At 35.0% G+C, this 21,121-nt stretch carries 11 protein-coding genes; 7 read left to right on the forward strand and 4 right to left on the reverse strand.

What is annotated here, in order from left to right; genetic code table 11:
* Positions 1-51 precede the first annotated feature (51 nt).
* The 4 genes from AB3G34_RS08180 to ccsA all read right to left on the reverse strand — a co-directional run bounded on the left by AB3G34_RS08180 (position 52) and on the right by ccsA (position 14,159).
* Positions 52-3,138, reverse strand: a complete 3,087-nt coding sequence (locus tag AB3G34_RS08180; RefSeq protein WP_369754045.1) for a LamG-like jellyroll fold domain-containing protein — start codon at positions 3,136-3,138, stop codon at positions 52-54.
* Between the two features lie 26 nt (positions 3,139-3,164).
* On the reverse strand, positions 3,165-9,941 hold the full coding sequence (locus tag AB3G34_RS08185) for a hypothetical protein (RefSeq protein WP_369754046.1): 6,777 nt from the start codon (positions 9,939-9,941) through the stop codon (positions 3,165-3,167).
* A 289-nt stretch (positions 9,942-10,230) separates the two neighbouring features.
* A complete protein-coding gene (locus AB3G34_RS08190; protein WP_369754047.1) occupies positions 10,231-10,701 on the reverse strand; it encodes a T9SS type A sorting domain-containing protein in 471 nt (156 codons plus the stop codon).
* Positions 10,702-10,967: 266 nt separating this feature from the next.
* Positions 10,968-14,159, reverse strand: a complete 3,192-nt coding sequence (gene ccsA, locus AB3G34_RS08195; RefSeq protein WP_369754048.1) for a cytochrome c biogenesis protein CcsA — start codon at positions 14,157-14,159, stop codon at positions 10,968-10,970.
* Positions 14,160-14,354: 195 nt separating this feature from the next.
* On the opposite strand from ccsA, the gene AB3G34_RS08200 reads away from it, so the two are divergent.
* The 7 genes from AB3G34_RS08200 to AB3G34_RS08230 all read left to right on the forward strand — a co-directional run bounded on the left by AB3G34_RS08200 (position 14,355) and on the right by AB3G34_RS08230 (position 21,042).
* A complete protein-coding gene (locus AB3G34_RS08200) occupies positions 14,355-15,128 on the forward strand; it encodes a Rossmann-like and DUF2520 domain-containing protein (protein ID WP_369754049.1) in 774 nt (257 codons plus the stop codon).
* Positions 15,112-15,639: a KdsC family phosphatase gene (locus AB3G34_RS08205; RefSeq protein WP_367770631.1), complete on the forward strand. Its 528-nt coding sequence runs from the start codon at positions 15,112-15,114 to the stop codon at positions 15,637-15,639. Before AB3G34_RS08200 ends, AB3G34_RS08205 begins: the two co-directional genes overlap by 17 nt.
* Before the next feature lie 70 nt (positions 15,640-15,709).
* On the forward strand, positions 15,710-16,642 hold the full coding sequence (locus AB3G34_RS08210; protein ID WP_367770634.1) for a geranylgeranylglycerol-phosphate geranylgeranyltransferase: 933 nt from the start codon (positions 15,710-15,712) through the stop codon (positions 16,640-16,642).
* Positions 16,629-17,213 carry a Maf-like protein gene (locus tag AB3G34_RS08215; protein WP_367770637.1) on the forward strand — a complete coding sequence of 195 codons (585 nt, stop codon included), beginning with the start codon at positions 16,629-16,631 and terminating at the stop codon, positions 17,211-17,213. Before AB3G34_RS08210 ends, AB3G34_RS08215 begins: the two co-directional genes overlap by 14 nt.
* A 172-nt stretch (positions 17,214-17,385) precedes the next feature.
* Positions 17,386-17,754: a mechanosensitive ion channel domain-containing protein gene (locus AB3G34_RS08220; protein ID WP_369754050.1), complete on the forward strand. Its 369-nt coding sequence runs from the start codon at positions 17,386-17,388 to the stop codon at positions 17,752-17,754.
* Positions 17,755-17,937: 183 nt separating this feature from the next.
* Positions 17,938-19,113, forward strand: a complete 1,176-nt coding sequence (locus tag AB3G34_RS08225; protein WP_369754051.1) for an AI-2E family transporter — start codon at positions 17,938-17,940, stop codon at positions 19,111-19,113.
* Between the two features lie 108 nt (positions 19,114-19,221).
* A complete protein-coding gene (locus AB3G34_RS08230; RefSeq protein WP_369754052.1) occupies positions 19,222-21,042 on the forward strand; it encodes a hypothetical protein in 1,821 nt (606 codons plus the stop codon).
* Positions 21,043-21,121 lie beyond the last annotated feature (79 nt).

A 21,121-nucleotide genomic window follows, 5' to 3' on the forward strand; every position in this document is an offset into this window, starting at 1 on the left:
AGTTATGCAATTTTTATATAATTATAATTTGCAGTAAATTTTAAACCACAGCTACAGGCCATACCTTATTTTAAAATGGTTAAAATTTTGAGCAACCTCTGCTGGAGTCAAAACTCTATTATGAGCTTGGAAATTCCCAATAGCACCGTCCCACTGATATCCACCGGTAGTACCTCCGATATATAAGTTAGTATTAGCCGAGGCATTTTTATAAACGGCAGTTCCATAAAGCACTCCGTCATAATACACTTTTGCTGTATTAGACACAGCATCGTTAACCACCACATAATTATGCCAATTACCATTTGCTGAAGTTGCAGGTATATTTCCAAAAGGATTATTGGAGCTATCCCAGGTATTCCAACTCAGAACGTTGCCACTGAAAAATAAATCTGGACCAGCACCATCATTTCCAGCGTTAAACAACATTTTATTTGAATTAGTATTGGTTGATTTTGCCCAAACTGAAAATGTACATGAAGCTGTTTTTGTAAGTGGTGCATTTACATAAGTATTGGAACCATTAAACACTAGATTACCACCATCAGAAGAATTATAAACAGGGTTATTTATTAATATCCCATTATTTCCCAAACCACTTAAATCCGTCCAAGTCGTTCCAGAACCAGGATAACTGGCGGTATTGCCAGCATCTAAATGCATAACCAAGTCAGTTGTTAAATCGTACGTTTTTGATTGTATAGTGAGCCCATTTTTATCAACCCCAAAATCACCACCTATAGCTCCATTTTTATTTACATAATTAGTTTTAGAGGTCGTTAGCTCCCCATTTTTAGTTAAAACTGAAATATTATTTACCGTCAAAATAGATGCGATACTTCCACTACAATAGGTTCCATCAAGATCTTGAGTAGCTGTTATTGTTGTACTCCCAGCGGAAATAATATTTATTGTTGTTCCGCTTACTGTAGCTACTGATAAATTACTACTAGTATAAGTAAAGGCTCCAGAACTATTACTAGTTGGCTGATAAACAGTATATTTACCATCAAAATAAGTCTTATTAACAGCATTAAAATTACTAAGAGCAGGCGATAAACAGCTAATAATAGTTACTGAAATTGCTTTTCTTGTACTTTCACAACTACTAACCGTTTGAGTTACATAATAAGTCGCTGATGTTAAAGTAGTATTTGCTTGCAAAGGACTTCCTCCTGTATCAGCTAAGTACCATTTAATATTTGTACCTGTTGCAACCAAATCTGCAACCGTAGCTGGAGAATTATGATTTTGATCGCTTGCTATAGGCTCTGATGGTGGGGTGCAAGGAGTAGTTCTAGAGTACGAAAATCCACCTCCATTTCCGGAGTCAGTCCATGAAAGAAATTTTAATTCTAAAAAAATATTTTCAGCTATTAAATGAACCACATACGTTTTATTTACACTAGTAGGAGGAGAATAATTAACAGCTTGTTGCCAAGTTCTATAAGTTAAGTTTGCATAGTTTGACAATAAACCCTCTGCCCATTCCGTATTTGAAGGAGAACTTCCTCCGAACCTACTTTCTGCAGCGATATTAAATAAGCCTTGGTCATCTGCTCTAGTAATCTTTACCGTATTAGTTAGAACATCCTGATTTTGAACTAGGTTATAATTAGCATAGTCAGCCTTACTAAACGTTATTATATTTCCATTCCAAATTATAGGATTTGTAGTAATTTTGATTGCTCCTGATGGATTACTTACCAAAACAGTATTATTACCAGAGATAACGACGTAGTAATAATTAGTACCTAAATCAGTACTATCAGGGGTATAAGAATTATTTGTAGCTCCAGTAATTAGTGTTCCACCAGTATTGGTTTTACTTACGTTTTTATACCATTGATAAGTAATACTACTTCCTGTTGCTACAACACTTAAACTATTTACAGTATTATTTTGAATTACTGTTTGATTACTAGTTGAAGGCTGACTAGTAATTTCAATACCAACTCGTACATATCCAGAAACATTGCTAGAACAGGTAATTGTTGCTGTGGAAATAATTGCATAGTAGTATAAAGTTCCCTCATTAGTGGCACTTGGTGTATAATTGTTATTTGTTTCTCCAGAAAGTAATGTTCCTCCTGAATTAGATTTTATATTATTACTATACCATTGATATGTTGCTGTAGGATCATTAGATAAAACACTTAAAGTAGTAGGTGACCCCCCCAATACAACTGACTGGTTATTTGAGTTAGGTTGGGTATCTAATAAGCAAATACTGTAGTAATTACCTTGATTGTTTTCAATTTTTTGACGTGGGTTAGCTAATACTGCCGCAAATAATATTAACTCACTAACATTTCCATTGTAAAATACTTGTCCACCACTAAAAGTTTGATTTGCCCCTATTGCTACCGATGTCACAGCAGAAGAAGTTCCAGTGTTAAGATTTACAGTGCCATCACTGGCACTATTGGCATATAAATTCATTTGCCCATTTATACTATTTCTGGTCCAGGAATGTATCCTTATAACATTATCGTTTACTGCGGCATTTCCTCCTAATGACTTATCAGAGGGACCGTTTCCTGCAGTGAATTTATTATTGTAAATACCGTACGCGAAGTCAGTAGTACCGCCAGGTTGTTCAGAACCAAAGATACCGTTCATATTATACCAACTTCCGCCACCGCCACTTCGTGTGTTTAAACTCGAGGCTTTATAAACAAGACAACCTGTTAAATCATTATTAAACATAGTGGATGTTACGACTAAAAATTGCGAACCTGAAAAAATAATACTAGGTAATCCATTCGATCTTTCAATAACTCCTGCAGTAATAATTTTTGGTTGATTTAGGAGTATATTTTGAACTGCATTTTTACCATTACCACTTTGATCATACCATATAGTTACAAAACCATCATTAGCTCCTACAAAGGCCAATAATGAAGCTGTATCTAAATCTCCATTACCATCAAAACTTATACCTTGAGTAGCGTTATCGTTACTACGACGCACTTGAATGGCATCGCCAACGTAGGAGGAACTTAATTTCCGTAAACTATAGGCTACAGCAGCTGGTGTTGTGTTGTCTAAACCTAAAACATCTAAAGAATTTTGAGCATATCCTTGAGAAATGACAAAAATCAAAAAAAAGTAAAATATTTTTTTATAAAACTTCATAGTGTAACTATTTTATTAGTGCTGTATTAATAAAAATAATCAAACTGAATTCTATCACTTACGGATAATGAATATCCACCATTATTAGTTGGATTATACGTTAATGTACCAGTTGACAAGGAATAAGCTGTATTACTAATTCTAATTCCATTCACATACATCTTTACTATACTATTTAATGATGGAACTTGAGTCAAAGTAAAACTAGTTTGACTAGCTGTTGCCGAAAATTCATCTGCAACTTCTCGAACAGGAGTTGCTGCCAAAGAGACAGAACCATCAGCCATTAAATATTGTGATGATGTACCTCCTGATTTTATATAAGAAGCCGCGGTTAGGTCTCCGCTAGTATTTAAATCTGAATCAAATGTCTTAGTTCCAGATATTGTTTGGGTAGTTGTCAGGTCCACAAAATTTTGACTTGACGACCCCGTTCCTCCATTAGCAATTGCAACTATTCCTGTTACATTAGTAGCATTATCACTGCTTGTGAGGTAAACATTAGTATCAGTACTTCCATCTGCTTTTAAAAATTGGGAAGAAGTTCCTCCATCCATTATAAAAGAAGTTGCAGTTACCGAACTAGTGAATCGGCCATCACCTTCAACATCTAATTGATACAATGGGGTATAGTTTGCTCCTATACCAAATCTTCCATTATTATCAATTGTTAATCTTCTACAACAACCGCCCTGAACCAATGTAACTCCAGATCCAAACGGTGCAAAATCCCATGTACTAGATCCCATTAAAGTTAATGACGAAACTTTAAAATTAGATGAAAAGTCTCCCGTTGTACCGCTTAAAGAACCACTTAAGGCTCCACCGGTCAAGGGTAAAAAATTACTACCAGAAGTGGTAATTGCACTTGTTACATATTCAGTTGTTGCTATTTGTGTCGAATTAGTTGAAGATGCAGCTGTTGGAGCAAATGGAGTTCCCGTAAAGGTTGGTGAATCCAAATCAGCTTTCAATAAATCAGCATTGATACGATTTGTAGTTTCTGTAGCCAAATTGGTCTCGATAGCAGATTCAGAGGCTAAGGCTCTACTGCTTTCGTCTGAGATAGCTGTAGCATTTGCTGTTTCAGCTGTTGTTGCTCTAGTACTTTCGTCTGCGATTGCTGTAGTATTTGCCGTTTCAGCCGTTGTTGCTCTGGTACTTTCATCTAAAATGGCTGTGGCATTCGTCGTTTCGGCTGTCGTTGCTCTAGTGCTTTCGTCTGAAATTGCTGTAGCAGTTGCCGTTTCAGCAGTTGTTGCTCTAGTGCTTTCGTCTGAAATAGCTATAGCATTTGCGGTTTCGGCTGTCGTTGCTCTGGTACTTTCGTCTGAAATAGCTGTCGCATTCGCCGTTTCTGCTGTTGTTGCTCTAGTAATTTCGTCTGTGATCGCCGTAGCGTTTGCAGTTTCTGCTGTTGTTGCTCTAGTACTTTCGGCTGTAATGGCTGTAGCGTTCGCCGTTTCAGCGGTTGTTGCTCTGGTACTTTCATCTAAAATGGCTGTAGCGTTTGCCGTTTCAGCTGTTGTTGCTCTAGTACTTTCATCCAAAATGGCTGTAGCGTTCGCTGTTTCTGCCGTTGTTGCTCTTGTGCTTTCATCTAAAATAGCTGTAGCGTTTGCGGTTTCAGCTGTTGTTGCTCTAGTGCTTTCGGCTGAAATAGCTGTCGCATTTGCGGTTTCGGCTGTCGTTGCTCTGGTACTTTCATCTGAAATTGCGGTAGCGTTCGCCGTTTCAGCTGTTGTTGCTCTAGTGCTTTCGTCTGAAATTGCTGTAGCATTTGCCGTTTCGGCTGTTGTTGCTCTAGTACTTTCATCCAAAATAGCTGTAGCATTTGCCGTTTCAGCCGTTGTTGCTCTGGTACTTTCGTCTAAAATAGCTGTAGCATTCGCCGTTTCGGCTGTTATTGCTCTAGTAATTTCGTCTGTGATCGCCGTAGCGTTTGCCGTTTCTGCTATTGTTGCTCTAGTACTTTCGTCTAAAATGGCTGTAGCATTTGCTGTTTCAACTGTTGTTGCTCTAGTACTTTCATCCAAAATGGCTGTAGCATTTGCCGTTTCAGCGGTTGTTGCTCTAGTTGTTTCTGAACTAATTGCAGTAGCATTTGCCGTTTCAGCTGTTGTTGCTCTAGTACTTTCGTCTGAAATAGCTGTAGCATTTGCCATTTCAGCTGTTGTTGCTCTGGTACTTTCATCTAAAATTGCTGTAGCGTTTGCCATTTCAGCGGTCGTTGCTCTAGTACTTTCGTCTGAAATAGCTGTCGCATTCGCCGTTTCGGCTGTTGTTGCTCTAGTAATTTCGTCTGTGATCGCCGTAGCGTTTGCCGTTTCTGCTGTTGTTGCTCTAATACTTTCGTCTAAAATGGCTGTAGCGTTTGCCGTTTCAGCTGTTGTTGCTCTAGTACTTTCGTCTGTGATCGCCGTAGCGTTCGCCGTTTCAGCTGTTGTTGCTCTAGTGCTTTCGTCTGAAATTGCTGTAGCATTTGCCGTTTCGGCTGTTGTTGCTCTAGTACTTTCGTCTAAAATGGCTGTAGCATTTGCTGTTTCAGCTGTTGTTGCTCTAGTACTTTCATCCAAAATGGCTGTAGCATTTGCCGTTTCAGCGGTTGTTGCTCTAGTTGTTTCTGAACTAATTGCAGTAGCATTTGCCGTTTCAGCTGTTGTTGCTCTAGTATTTTCATCTGAAATGGCTGTAGCATTCGCCGTTTCAGCTGTTGTTGCTCTTGTTACTTCTACTGCTAAAGCTAGTGAAGCAGAACTTGAACTAGCATCAACATATGTTTTAACTGATTTTACGCTTGGGTACTTTGTGTCTGATACTCCATCAGTAGTAACATCTAAACTTTTATTAACTAAATCTTCTTTTAATAAATCTGCATTTGTACGATTAGTAACCTCCGTAGAAAGCGCCGTAGTATTTGCGGTTTCAGCTGTTGTTGCTCTGGTGCTTTCATCTGAAATTGCTGTAGCATTTGCCGTTTCTGCTGTTGTTGCTCTAGTATTTTCATCTGAAATGGCTGTAGCGTTCGCTGTTTCAGCCGTTGTTGCTCTGGTACTTTCATCTGAAATGGCTGTGGCATTCGTCGTTTCGGCTGTCGTTGCTCTAGTGCTTTCGTCTGAAATTGCTGTAGCATTTGCCGTTTCAGCAGTTGTTGCTCTAGTGCTTTCGTTTGAAATAGCTATAACATTTGCGGTTTCGGCTGTCGTTGCTCTGGTACTTTCGTCTGAAATAGCTGTCGCATTCGCCGTTTCGGCTGTTGTTGCTCTAGTAATTTCGTCTGTGATCGCCGTAGCGTTTGCCGTTTCTGCTGTTGTTGCTCTAATACTTTCGTCTAAAATGGCTGTAGCGTTTGCCGTTTCAGCTGTTGTTGCTCTAGTACTTTCATCTGAAATGGCTGTAGCGGTCGCTGTTTCAGCGGTCGTTGCTCTGGTACTTTCATCTGAAATGGCTGTAGCGTTTGCGGTTTCAGCTGTTATTGCTCTAGTTGTTTCTGAACTAATTGCAGTAGCATTTGCCGTTTCAGCTGTTGTTGCTCTAGTGCTTTCGGCTGAAATAGCTGTCGCATTTGCGGTTTCGGCTGTCGTTGCTCTGGTACTTTCATCTGAAATTGCGGTAGCGTTCGCCGTTTCAGCGGTTGTTGCTCTAGTGCTTTCGTCTGAAATTGCTGTAGCATTTGCCGTTTCGGCTGTTGTTGCTCTAGTACTTTCGTCTAAAATAGCTGTAGCATTTGCCGTTTCGGCTGTTATTGCTCTAGTACTTTCGTCTAAAATGGCTGTAGCATTTGCTGTTTCAGCTGTTGTTGCTCTAGTACTTTCATCCAAAATGGCTGTAGCATTTGCCGTTTCAGCGGTTGTTGCTCTAGTTGTTTCTGAACTAATTGCAGTAGCATTTGCCGTTTCAGCTGTTGTTGCTCTAGTATTTTCATCTGAAATGGCTGTAGCATTCGCCGTTTCAGCTGTTGTTGCTCTTGTTACTTCTACTGCTAAAGCTAGTGAAGCAGAACTTGAACTAGCATCAACATATGTTTTAACTGATTTTACGCTTGGGTACTTTGTGTCTGATACTCCATCAGTAGTAACATCTAAACTTTTATTAACTAAATCTTCTTTTAATAAATCTGCATTTGTACGATTAGTAACCTCCGTAGAAAGCGCCGTAGTATTTGCGGTTTCAGCTGTTGTTGCTCTGGTGCTTTCATCTGAAATTGCTGTAGCATTTGCCGTTTCTGCTGTTGTTGCTCTAGTATTTTCATCTGAAATGGCTGTAGCGTTCGCTGTTTCAGCCGTTGTTGCTCTGGTACTTTCATCTGAAATGGCTGTGGCATTCGTCGTTTCGGCTGTCGTTGCTCTAGTGCTTTCGTCTGAAATTGCTGTAGCATTTGCCGTTTCAGCAGTTGTTGCTCTAGTGCTTTCGTTTGAAATAGCTATAACATTTGCGGTTTCGGCTGTCGTTGCTCTGGTACTTTCGTCTGAAATAGCTGTCGCATTCGCCGTTTCGGCTGTTGTTGCTCTAGTAATTTCGTCTGTGATCGCCGTAGCGTTTGCCGTTTCTGCTGTTGTTGCTCTAATACTTTCGTCTAAAATGGCTGTAGCGTTTGCCGTTTCAGCTGTTGTTGCTCTAGTACTTTCGTCTGAAATGGCTGTAGCGTTCGCCGTTTCAGCGGTCGTTGCTCTGGTACTTTCATCTGAAATGGCTGTAGCATTTGCCGTTTCAGCGGTTGTTGCTCTAGTACTTTCGGCTGTAATGGCTGTAGCATTTGCCGTTTCAGCCGTTGTTGCTCTGGTACTTTCATCTAAAATGGCTGTAGCGTTTGCCGTTTCTGCTGTTGTTGCTCTAGTATTTTCATCTGAAATGGCTGTAGCATTCGCCGTTTCAGCGGTTGTTGCTCTAGTGCTTTCGTCTGATATTGCTGTAGCATTTGCGGTTTCAGCGGTAGTAGCTCTGGTACTTTCGTCTGAAATTGCTGTCGCATTCGCCGTTTCGGCTGTTGTTGCTCTAGTAATTTCGTCTGAAATTGCTGTAGCGTTTGCCATTTCAGCGGTCGTTGCTCTGGTACTTTCGTCTGAAATGGCTGTAGCATTTGCCGTTTCAGCGGTTGTTGCTCTTGTACTTTCATCTAAAATAGCTGTGGCATTAAATGTTTCAGCTGTTGTTGCTCTAGTGCTTTCGTCTAAAATGGATGTAGCATTTGCCGTTTCGGCTGTTGTTGCTCTAGTACTTTCGTCTAAAATGGCTGTAACATTTGCCGTTTCAGCCGTTGTTGCTCTGGTACTTTCGTCTGAAATAGCTGTCGCATTTGCGGTTTCTGCCGTTGTTGCTCTAGTGCTTTCGTCTAAAATGGCTGTAGCGTTTGCCGTTTCAGCTGTTGTTGCTCTAGTACTTTCATCCAAAATGGCTGTAGCATTTGCCGTTTCAGCGGTTGTTGCTCTAGTTGTTTCTGAACTAATTGCAGTAGCATTTGCCGTTTCAGCTGTTGTTGCTCTAGTTGTTTCTGAACTAATGGCTGTGGCATTTGCTGTTTCGGCAGTTGTTGCTCTTATTACTTCTACAGCTAAAGCTAGTGAAGCAGAACTTGAACTAGCATCAACATATGTTTTAACTGATTTTACACTTGGGTACTTTGTATCTGATGCCCCATCAGTAGTAACATCTAAACTTTTATTAACTAAATCTTCTTTTAATAAATCTGCATTTGTACGACTAGTAACCTCTGTAGAAAGCACCGTAGCGTTTGCCATTTCGGCTGTCGTCGCTCTGGTGCTTTCATCTAAAATGGCTGTAGCGTTTGCAGTTTCTGCAGTTGTTGCTCTGGTACTTTCGTCTGAAATGGCTGTAGCGTTTGCATTTTCAGCAGTTCTTGCTCTGGTACTTTCGTCTGAAATGGCTGTAGCGTTTGCCGTTTCAGCGGTCGTTGCTCTAGTGCTTTCGTCTGTAATGGCTGTAGCATTCGCCGTTTCCGCTGTTGTTGCTCTGGTGCTTTCGTCTGAAATGGCTGTAGCATTTACTGTTTCTGCTGTTGTGGCTCTGGTACTTTCATTTGAAATTGCCGTAGCATTTGCCGTTTCAGCGGTCGTTGCTCTAATTACTTCTGCCGCTAAGGCTACTGCAGTAGAATTTGAACTATTATCAATATATGTTTTAACTGATTTTACGCTTGGGTACTTTGTATCTGATGCCCCATCAAAAGCAACATCAATGCTTTTATTAACTAAACTTTCTTTTCCATTTAAAGAAGATAGTGTTAAACTACTTATTGGTTTATCTAAATCGCTGGTATTGTCAACATTTTCAATTTCAAAATTAGTTTTAACACCATAAACCGTAGTCGCATTTGTTCCACCATTTTCAATAGAAACAATACCTGTGACGTTTTCAGCATTTTGAGACGAAAAAGCAAATGGAACGTAGTTAAACGGCTGGTTGCTAATCTCTGTATAACTAGAACAATTCCCATCTGTACCTATTCCAACAACTAAACTTTTATTTGATGAGTTCCAAACCACTGCTTTGAAAGAATCGGCATAGCCACCTGTTTGTATACCCGAACCAATAATTAAGTTAACCATTCCAAATAGATCGGTTGTGGTTTGAACTGTTTCCTGGTATTCAATATTTGAAAATTCATCAATAAATTTAAAAACCATACAAATATCTTTTTCAACTAAAGGCAGGTTGGGATTGATTACCCCAGAAGATTGGTTAGCCTGAGTATTCATTATTACGGCTTGGTATGTAATTCCATTAGTTTGTGCAAAATTTTTAGTTGCAACAAAAAACAGTAATAGTATAATTATTTTTTTCATGATGAAATGAATTAATATTGAAATGAACTTTTAGAACTAATTGATGTGTAGTTAATAATGATCTTATAAAATCATGTTGATTTATGATTCAACCCAAATTATAATCTACTATTTGGTTAAAACTATCTCAACAAAAATCAACTAATCCCCTTAGTGTAATTAAAGATTAGTTTAGGAAAGGTTTTTTTCTTATTATGTTTTGTAGATTTTTCATAAAAAAACAGATCTGTTTTTTGAGAAAACAGATAATAACATCCTATAATAAAAGCAATTAAAGAGTAGTTTTTTATCATAGTTTTATAATTTGAGTATAATATGTGAATGCATTAGACTTGAGACTAACTAAATAAGGAGAGGTAGGTAAATTTGATAAATCAACACTCAAAATTGTACCATTTGCACTCCTATTTCCTTGAAAAACTAAACGCCCGCTACTATCATAAACATGAATAGCTATTGGTTCCGTAATTGATTTAGAAAATTGAAAATTAATAGTATTTGCAAATGGATTAGGGTAAGTTTTCGTCGAAATTACAGCTACAGTATTGGTAGCAATATAGTTACTCCAAAGGCTTTGTTGAAAACCTTGCATAACAACAAAACCATCTTTTGAAGTCCCAATGATACTTTGCTGACCAATAGTTTGATTAATAACTATTCCATTTGAAAGTTTTTTGGTATTACCTTGCGACGATAACATTTGATGATGTAGAACTTGTCCTTGAAAGGTCACGGTAAAAAGCAATAGTATATACCTCATAAGCAACTAATTAAAAAAAATCTATATAAAAGTCGCTCAATGGAACTTTAAAATTAAGAAACTCTTAACAAATATAGATTAAATACCAATTAATCCGATGAATTACATAATTTTTATTGATATAAACCTAAAAACAAACTTTTAATTAATTAAAAAACGTTAAAACCTTGAAATTTCAACAATAAAGCATGTATTCTATAGCAATACCAACCGCAAAAAAAAGGTTCAACTTTGTCAGTTGAACCTTTTTTTAATTAAACAAAAAATTATTTCTTGTAATACTTTTTATATTTTGGATAAGTAACAGCTCCTATAAAAGAAATTGTTCCAAGAGAATACCAAATCCAACTTAGAGAATGTGCTTCACCACTGGCGTAAGAGTGTAATCCTACTAGGTGAAAATTCACACCATAATAGGTGAACAAAATAGACACAAAAGCAAACATACTCATCAAGTTAAAAATCCATTTCCCTCTTAAAGAAGGAACAAATCGAGCGTGAATCACAAAAGCGTAAACCATGATACTGATTAATGCCCAAGTTTCTTTTGGATCCCATCCCCAGTAACGTCCCCAACTTTCATTGGCCCATTGTCCCCCAAGGAAGTTACCAATAGTTAACATAATCAATCCAATAGTTAATGCCATTTCATTGATATAGGTGATCTCTTGAATATTCAAATCCATTTTAGCTTTGTTCTTTTCATTGGTGAAAAAGATCAATAACAAGGAAACAAAACCTAATATCATTCCGAGTGCAAATGGTCCATAACTAGCCACAATAACGGCTACGTGAATCATTAACCAATACGAATTAAGTACAGGCTGTAAATTAGCTATTTCTGGATCAATCCAGTTGGCATAAGCAGCTGCAAGAATCATTGCCGATACGAATGCTGCAGACGCCACAGTCAGTTTCGATTTAATATCAAATGCTAGCCCAAAAAACATCGTTGCCCAAGCTACGTAAACAATCGCTTCATACGCATTACTCCATGGCGCATGCCCTGAAATGTACCAGCGTGCTCCTAGAGTTACCGTATGCAGTACAAACAAAGTAGCTATAACAATATGCATCGCATTTACTAGAAAACGCAATACTTTTTTATCCTTGAAAATTTGAAGGATAACAAACAACATCATCAATATGGCAGCATATAAATAAGCGAATGGTAATTTTTGAAGTAAATCGTATTTGTTGTACAGTATCTCCAATGAAATTTTGTCATCACTTGGTAACACTTTGATCCCAAATTTCTTTTGATACCCATGAATACTTTCCACTAAATCATCCGCATTTTTATAATCATTTGATATAGAAGCATGATTTAAAGCGCCAAAATACAACGGTAAAACACTTTTAGTATACGTAGAATCCATACCTTTTAAACCAGCATGTTCCAACTCTAATGTTGAAATCCACTTATTATTAGGATCATTTGGTATGGGGAATATTTTTAAAATACTACCACTTAATGCTGATTCCATTAAATTTACTTTCTTATCCGTCTCAATAAAGTCTTTTTCAAATTGATTTGGATTAGCCGCCTTGTAAGCCGCATCCAAATAAGGTGATAACTTATAATTCCCTTTGGCATCAAAAAAGGCTATAAAAGGAGCTGTTGTAGCTTTAACATCTACACCTATTAATTTTCGGATACTATCGTTTCCACTTCTTAAATAAATCAAAGGCACTTCAATCCATAATTGAGCATATTGAGATATAGATAAGAAAACTTGATCAGAATTCATCCCTTTATAATCATTAGAATGACTCACTTTTCGTAATAATTCAGATGAAAAAGTATTAATAGGCTTCATTCTACCACCCGCATCTTGAATGACCAATCGTCCAAACTTGGAAGCATGTTCTTCAGATACTTTGAATTTATTAATCAAGGAATCTATTTGTTTTTCCGTAGGAGCTACTCGCATGTGGCTCTCATTTTCAGCATGATCGGCATGATTTCCATTGGCATCATGATCGTGATTATGAACTTGCGCAAAACCATTAAAACTTAACAATAAAACTAAAACAGTCAGCAGTTTTGCTTTTTTATCTTTTACCACTTCTAATTTTCTTTTTATATCAGTAAATCGAGAATGCTTCGTAAACATTATAGCCATCATCGCAAAAAACAACATGAAATACCCAGCATATGTAATCCCTGTTCCCCAAGAATCATGATTTACTGAAAGTACAGTCCCTTTCTCATCTGGATCAAATGAAGACTGAAAGAAACGATACCCTTTGTAATCCAAAACATGATTCATAAAAATTCTGGCGTCAAAAGTTTCAGTACTATCTTGAACCGTAACTTTACTTTCAAATGAAGAATAGCTTTTCTCCGTACCAGGATATTTTTGAGCTATAAAATCATTCAATTTTATTTTAAAGGGTAAAACATATGCTTTACTACCATAGAAAAAAGTATAATCTATCGCACCAATTTTTACGGTTTGAAACTGCCCTACTTTTCCTTTTGAACCTACAATGGTAACTTCTTTTTCTTGACCTTCGGCTTTTACTTTCAACACTAAAGCATCTTCATGATTTTTAGCTTTAAAATCGTTACTCGATTCATAATCTATCACCCCTTTTACAGCTGGATCAGGAAATACAAAACGTTTTTCTCCAATACTATAAAGAGATCGCATCATTAAAGGTTGTACAATATCTTTAGTAACAGCTCCCTGAAGTTTATCAGCCATTCGCATAAAATTACCTTCAAAAGGAGTCTGGATTGTATATGCAGTTCCAGTTGTATTGATGTTTATAGCTCCTTCAGTAGGTTTATTTAAAGCAAATAAAACGTTGTGAATATTTTGAACTTCTCCTTCTTTCAAGAAATGTTCTTCACGACCACCATCACCTGCTTCTACTAATTTTAAATATAATATACCTTTTGAATCCGCCTTTACATATTCCTTGGCTCCCATAATAAAATTCTTGTATTCTATTTCAAAAGGAGTATCTGCAAATTTATCAGAAATTGTAAAATCATTATTAGTAACTGGAGAAAGCAATAATTTTTTCTCAAAAACTCTACGTTTCATTTCGCCTTTGTATTCCCCATCAACAAAGACAGTAAGAAATGTTTTATCAGAATAAAATTGATTTTCGGCAGCACCTTCACGTATTGGCATCATTCCTTCATAACTGATATAGCGAGTTACAAAAGCTCCCAAAAGAATAAAAATAAAAGCCAAATGAAGTAATAATGTAGCCCATTTTTCTTTCTTTAATAACTGATAACGCTTTATATTTCCAATGAAATTAATCATAAAAAACACCATTATAGCTTCAAACCACCAAGTGTTATAAACTAAAATTCGAGCAGTGTCAGTATTGTATTTACTTTCGATGAAAGTTCCTGTACCCATTGCAATCGCAAAAGTCAAGAACAAAATGGCCATTAATCGTGTAGAAAATAAAATGGAGAATAATTTTTTATTCATTTTAAAGGAATTGTGTTTTTTAAAAGTGCCACAAAAGTACTTAAAAATGTTGACTTCTATATTTGAGCAATTGTTAATTTAATCTAAAATTAAGCCTTTTACAACAACTAATAGATTGTTTTTTTAGGGATTTTATAAAAAATGCAACGTAAGAATAGTTGTAAAGACTTTAAAAAAAATTGCTAATTTTGTCAAATGGTTAAAGTTATTATTATTGGCTCTGGAAATGTTTCGCAACATTTGATAGCTGCACTACAAAAATCCCAAAACAATGGGAACGAGATTGAATTAGTTCAAGTATATTCAAGAAAAAAAGAAACTCTTGCTCATTTACTTGACTTTAAAAAAATTGTTACTGATTATGCTGAGCTGCAAGAAGCTGATTTATATATAATAGCCATTACTGATGATGCTATAACCAAGGTTTCTGATCAATTACAGTTCAAAAACAGATTGGTTGTTCATACTTCTGGTAGTGTTTCATTGGATAATTTAAATAATAACAATCGAAAAGGGGTCTTTTATCCGCTACAAACGTTTACTAAAAACAAGGAAGTCGATTTTAAAACCATCCCTATTTGTTTAGAAAGTGAAAATGCAACGGATTATCAATTATTAGATAAAGTAGCAAAATCCATTTCCGAAAAAGTGTATACCATTAACTCTGAACAAAGAAAAGCCTTGCATGTAGCGGCCGTTTTTGTCAATAATTTCACCAATCACTTATACCATTTAGGAAATGAAATCTGCAAGGAACACCAAGTTCCTTTTGCTATTTTACAACCACTAATTCAAGAAACCGCTCAAAAAATAATGACCCTATCACCAGAGGAAGCACAAACCGGTCCTGCGATACGTAATGACAAGCAAACCATTGAAGCACATCAATTATTTTTAACAAATAGCAATCAATCCAACATTTATAAAATACTAACACAATCAATACAAGATAATGGCAAAAAGTTATAAAGAATTAATGAATGACATCACTACGTTTATTTTTGATGTTGACGGCGTACTTACAGACAGTTCCGTATTTGTAACCACCGAAGGTGAAATTCTAAGAACTATGAATATTCGTGACGGTTACGCTTTGAAAGCAGCTGTGGAAAGCGGGTATAACGTTTGTATTATTTCTGGAGGAAGTAATGAAGGGGTTCGTGTGCGCTTGCGTAATTTAGGTATTACCGACATTCATTTAGGAACACCCGATAAAGTAGAAACGTTTAAAGAATATACAGAACTGTATTCGATAAACCCAGAGCAAGTACTGTATATGGGCGATGATATTCCAGATTATCACGTTATGAAATTAGTAGGATTACCAACCTGTCCACAAGATGCTAGTCCAGAAATTAAAGGGATTTCAACTTATATTTCGCATAAAAATGGAGGAAAAGGTGCTGCCCGTGATGTTATTGAGCAAGTGATGAAAGTACAAGGAAAATGGATGGAATATTTTGACGGAAAACACGATTAAATCGGTTTTGATTACCATTTTCAGTCATCATTAATTAGAAAAAGAGAACTCGCACAGAAAAAAAACAACCATGAATTTTCTAAAACTTATTCGATACCAAAACTTACTTCTGCTTGCTTTCATGCAACTCGTTTTTAGGTTTGGTTTTTTGAAAATGCAAAATATTCCTTTGGCATTAAACGACTGGCAATACCTTTTACTTGTATTAAGTACGGTATTGATAGCTGCTGCAGGATACGTGATTAATAACATTTTTGACCAAGATACAGACTTAGAAAATAAACCAAATAATCTAATTGTAGGGAGAAGCATTTCGGAAACATCAGCATATAATATTTATGCTGTTTTAAACGTAACTGGTGTTGCGATAGGTTTTTATTTATCCAATGTAATATCTAAACCAGGATTTGCCTCCATTTTTATTTTAATTGCCGCAACACTATATATTTACGCAACCAGCTTGAAGCAAATGTTGCTAGTTGGTAATTTTGTCGTTGCGTTATTGCTATCATTCAGTGTCGTGATTATTGGAATTTTTGATTTATACCCCGCCATTACTTCTGAAAACCAACAAATAATGGCCGTACTTTTTTCCATACTACTTGATTACGCTGTATTTGCTTTCTTAATTAATTTTTTAAGGGAAATCATCAAAGACTTAGAAGATATAAATGGAGATTCTAATCAGGGAATGAAAACACTACCAATTGTTTTAGGAGTTAAAAGGACATCAAAACTAGTTTTTGCTTTAAGTTTTATTCCAATAATTTCACTTCTTGTATATATCAAGAATTATTTTATGGCTAATAATTTACAATTTGCAGCCCTTTATTCGATTGTATTTGTCTTGGCACCACTCATTTACTTTTCGATAAAAAGTTGGGAATCAAAAAACAAAAAAGACTTTCATAAACTCAGTATCCTTTTAAAATGGATTCTTCTTTTCGGAATTTTATCAATTGTAATTATTACTTTAAATATAAAATATAATGCTTCAAAATAAATTAAATCAATACAAGCTCATTTTAGCATCTGGATCACCTAGAAGACAACAGTTTTTTAAAGATTTAGAATTGGATTTTGAAATTCGATTAAAAGAAATCGAAGAGATATTCCCTTTAGAATTAAAAGCAGGTCAAATCACTGATTATCTAGCTAAACTAAAAGCAAGTGCATTTGAAGGAGAATTAAACGAAAATGAAATATTGATTACCAGTGACACCATCGTTTGGCATAACAACAAAGCCTTAGGCAAGCCAAAAGATAAAGAAGATGCTTTTGCCATCTTAAAATCATTATCAAATTCTACGCATGATGTAATTACATCCGTTTGTTTTAAAACTAATGTAAAAACTGAAGTTATATCCGAAACTACAAAAGTTACTTTTAACGAATTAAGTGACGAAGCTATTTTGTACTACATAGATAATTACAAGCCATATGATAAAGCAGGTGCATATGGAATTCAGGAATGGATTGGGTTCATTGGTGTATCAAAAATTGAAGGTTCGTATGCTAATGTTATGGGATTACCAGTTGATAAAGTGTACGAATATTTGAGTAACTTAGCATAAAACGTATCGTATGACTTTCTTTAATAATTTTACAAAAGAAGTATTCGCAACTGGGATTCTCCTATTTGTGTTTTTTTTATTGCGGATTATTGTTTCCAAATTAGTTAGGCGTTTTGCAGAAAAAACAAATCGAATTGTACATCGAACCAATCTGGTCATTAAGTATCTTAATTTGCTTACTAATATACTGGCAATAATAGCATTAATACTTATCTGGGGAGTACAAACCAAAGATATCATCATTGCAATTTCCTCTATTACAACTGTTGTAGGGGTAGCCATGTTTGCCCAATGGTCCATTTTAAGTAACATCACATCTGGAATTATTTTATTCTTTTCGTTTCCTTTTAAAATTGGAGATGTTATCCGAATACATGATAAAGATTTCCCTATCATTGCTGAAATTGAGGATATTCGTGCATTTCATGTAGCATTAGTTACAAAAGACGGTGAAATAATTGTCTACCCCAACAACCTCCTTTTTCAAAAAGGAATATCAATAATGAAAATTCATTTTGACGATAACGAGTTTGTAGACTAATATTTAGATATCTAACATTTGTTTTCAATATATTCTATCCAAAAGTTTCTTTTTTAAGTGGTAATTATATAAAAAATATAAAAAAACATATAACTCAAAATTAGTATTAAAACATCAAATTTGCTTGTTGAATAGTAAGTGATTTCAGTAGAATTTATTGTTTATTTTAAAAACAAACATAGCATGAACAACACCATTAAATATCCTTTTTACATCAGGCTTAGCTTTACTTTAATAAGCATAATAAGTATCACCTATATTTTTTATATGGGAAAAGATGTTTTCATTCCTGTATTATTAGCCTTTTTATTTGCGGTATTACTATTACCAATTGTTTCTTTTTTAAATTCAAAATTACGTTTCCCTAATGCATTGGCAGTGAGCATCACCGTACTCCTTTTTGTTTTGTTTATTTTAGGAATTCTAGCGTTTATCTCATACCAAATTAGTGATATAGCCAGTGATTTTGAAAAAATCGGAAAAAACATTAACCTATTCATTACTGACATACAACGCTTTATAAGAACCAATTTTCAGGTAAGTCTATGGGAACAAAGGAAATACATTGAAGACGTTACGGAAAACTCCGTAAAAAAAGGAAAAGAAAGTATTGGTACAACTCTACTATCAGTTACTGATACTCTGATGAGTATTACTTTAATTCCTATTTATACCTTCCTCATTCTTTTGTATAGAAAACATTTTGTTTTATTTTTAACTAAGTTATTTAGAGCTGAATTTCATGAGAAATTACAAAGCATTTTAGCCCAAATAAAAAGTGCTGTACAAAACTACATCTCTGGTTTAATAATAGAAATGATTTTAGTTTCTATTTTAACTAGCATTGGACTCTATTTTATTGGTATACAGTATTATATATTACTAGGTATTATAACAGGAATATTAAACCTTATCCCTTACATAGGTATTTTAATTGCAGGTTTTTTGACATTTTTAGCATCACTAACTGGAACGCCCGATTTATCAATAATATTGGGAGTTGTAGGAGTAAATGTAGTTGTTCAGATAATAGACAATAATATTCTTGTACCTTTAATCATTAATACCAAAGTACAAATTAATGCTTTCGTTTCAATAATAGGGATAATTATAGGTGGTGCCATTGCAGGAATTTCAGGAATGTTTTTGGCTATACCAATATTAGCTGTTTTAAAAATTGTTTTTGACCAGATAGAAACTTTAGAACCTTGGGGCTATTTAATGGGCGATAATTTACCTAAAAAAATTATTTGGGAAAATAAAAAAGACACCAATTATAGTTCTAAAAAAACAAATAATTCAGGAGAAAATAAATTGACTGATGATATGGTTTTTGAAAATGATATAGAGCAGGTTTAACAAAAATTAGACCACTCGATTTAAATTAATGTCGCAATCATAGATTCTAATTCATCAATTTTGACAACATATCGCTTTTTAATTCTTGTAAATTAAAAATATTTATAAATGTCTCCTAAACAAAAAATAGCGCTATTATTTTTGATGCTTTTTTGCTGTCAATTATCCTTTTCACAAATAAACAAAGTAGAGAAAGACAGTGCAGACATGTACAAATCTATTCAAACGTATTCAAAAAAAAATAAGTTTACGAAATTTATGCATGGTTTGATTTTTCAGCCTATAAGAGCTACAGCAAAAGCTAAAATTCCAAAACAAAAAACACACAAAAACCTGCAAGGGAAAATTATTCGGAACATAACAATAGTGACACTGGATCCTTTTGGGTATTCTGATTCTGATACAACTGCTTATCCCCGAAATTGGTCAGAAAGAACAGGAAACAGACTCCATCTTAAAACGAAAGAATTGGCTATTAAAAATTTACTGCTATTTAAAAAAAACAGTGAGTACAATTCTTTCATAATTCAAGAGTCTGAACGTATCATTAGATCACAACGATTTGTTAACAGAGTAACCATTTCGGAAGAATTAATTAGTAAAACAAGTGACTCTGTTGATGTGTACATTCGGGTATTGGACTCATGGAGTACCATCCCAAAATTTGAAGTTTCAAATTCCCGTATTTCTGTAGGACTAAATGAAAATAACTTTTTTGGTACTGGACAACAATTTGACTATCGTTTTACAAATCGCTTTAGTGATGGAAAAAATGCCAATAACTTAGCTTATACCATCCCTAATATTAAGAATACTTTCATTAAAACAAAATTAAAATACCAAACTGATCTTGAAAATAATTATACTAAAAGTATCGATATTGAAAGACCATTTTATTCTCCACTAACTAAATGGGCTGGAGGTATTTTTTTAGAACAACAATTTAGAAAAGATACCTTACAAGGAAGAGACTTGATTTATGTAGAACAAAATTTCAAATACAGCTCTCATGATTTTTGGTTAGGAAAAGCATTTAATATATTTAAAGCAAACTCAGTAAATGAAAGAACAACAAATCTGATTTTAGCAGGGGGTTTTATGAATAAGAATTATATTGAAAGTCCTTCAATTGATTATGACCCAATCGATTTTTATTCGAATGAAAAATCATTACTAATGGGAATAGGTATCAATACCCGAAAATTTATTGAAGACAAGTACATCTTTAAAAATGGAATCATTGAAGATGTTCCCATTGGAAGAATTTACGGAATAACTGCAGGTTATCAATACAAAAATAAAAGTTGGAGGCCTTATCTAGGCGCCCAAATTTCGTTTGGTAATTATCATAAATGGGGATTTTTGAGTACCAATTTAGAAGTTGGTACTTTTTTTAATCAGTCTAAAACAGAGCAGTCAGCCTTTTCCTTTCAAGCCAATTATTTCACCCACTTAATAGAGCTGGGAAAGTGGAAATTTAGACAGTTTATAAAACCGCAAGTACTTATTGGATTAAATCGGAAAAACTCGATTGGGGATCAACTTTCAATTAATGAAAATTATGGGATCCAAGGATTTAATAGTGCGGTGTATGGAACAAATAAAATGGTCATGACACTACAAACACAATCCTATGCTCCAAAAGATATTGGTGGGTTTCGCATGAATCCTTATTTTAATTATACCATTGCCGTTATTGGAAATAGTCAAAGTAGCGTACAAAAAAGCAAGGCCTATTCTAAAATTGGAATTGGCGTTATAATAAGTAATGACTATTTAGTTTTTAGTTCCTTTCAATTTTCACTTTCGTACTACCCAACAATTCCTTTTGAAGGGGACAATGTTTTTAGAACTAATGCTTTTCAGACCACAGATTTTGGTTTTCAAACCTTCGAGTTAGCTAAACCTAGAACAGTCTTGTTTAAATAATCAACTTCTATTTAGCTTTCATATGTTTAATATTCAATAAATTAAAATTTATTTTAATTTATTGAATATGTGTGAATAT

Origin of the sequence: Flavobacterium sp. WC2409 (assembly GCF_041200085.1) — a bacterium.
Lineage (GTDB): Bacteria > Bacteroidota > Bacteroidia > Flavobacteriales > Flavobacteriaceae > Flavobacterium.

Bases quoted from the DNA above. Each gene is read 5' to 3' on its own strand.
- AB3G34_RS08180 (WP_369754045.1), bottom strand. From the start codon at position 3,138: ATGAAGTTTTATAAAAAAATATTTTACTTTTTTTTGATTTTTGTCATT.
- AB3G34_RS08185 (WP_369754046.1), bottom strand. From the start codon at position 9,941: ATGAAAAAAATAATTATACTATTACTGTTTTTTGTTGCAACTAAAAAT.
- AB3G34_RS08190 (WP_369754047.1), bottom strand. From the start codon at position 10,701: ATGAGGTATATACTATTGCTTTTTACCGTGACCTTTCAAGGACAAGTT.
- ccsA (WP_369754048.1), bottom strand. From the start codon at position 14,159: ATGAATAAAAAATTATTCTCCATTTTATTTTCTACACGATTAATGGCC.
- AB3G34_RS08200 (WP_369754049.1), top strand. From the start codon at position 14,355: ATGGTTAAAGTTATTATTATTGGCTCTGGAAATGTTTCGCAACATTTG.
- AB3G34_RS08205 (WP_367770631.1), top strand. From the start codon at position 15,112: ATGGCAAAAAGTTATAAAGAATTAATGAATGACATCACTACGTTTATT.
- AB3G34_RS08210 (WP_367770634.1), top strand. From the start codon at position 15,710: ATGAATTTTCTAAAACTTATTCGATACCAAAACTTACTTCTGCTTGCT.
- AB3G34_RS08215 (WP_367770637.1), top strand. From the start codon at position 16,629: ATGCTTCAAAATAAATTAAATCAATACAAGCTCATTTTAGCATCTGGA.
- AB3G34_RS08225 (WP_369754051.1), top strand. From the start codon at position 17,938: ATGAACAACACCATTAAATATCCTTTTTACATCAGGCTTAGCTTTACT.
- AB3G34_RS08230 (WP_369754052.1), top strand. From the start codon at position 19,222: ATGTCTCCTAAACAAAAAATAGCGCTATTATTTTTGATGCTTTTTTGC.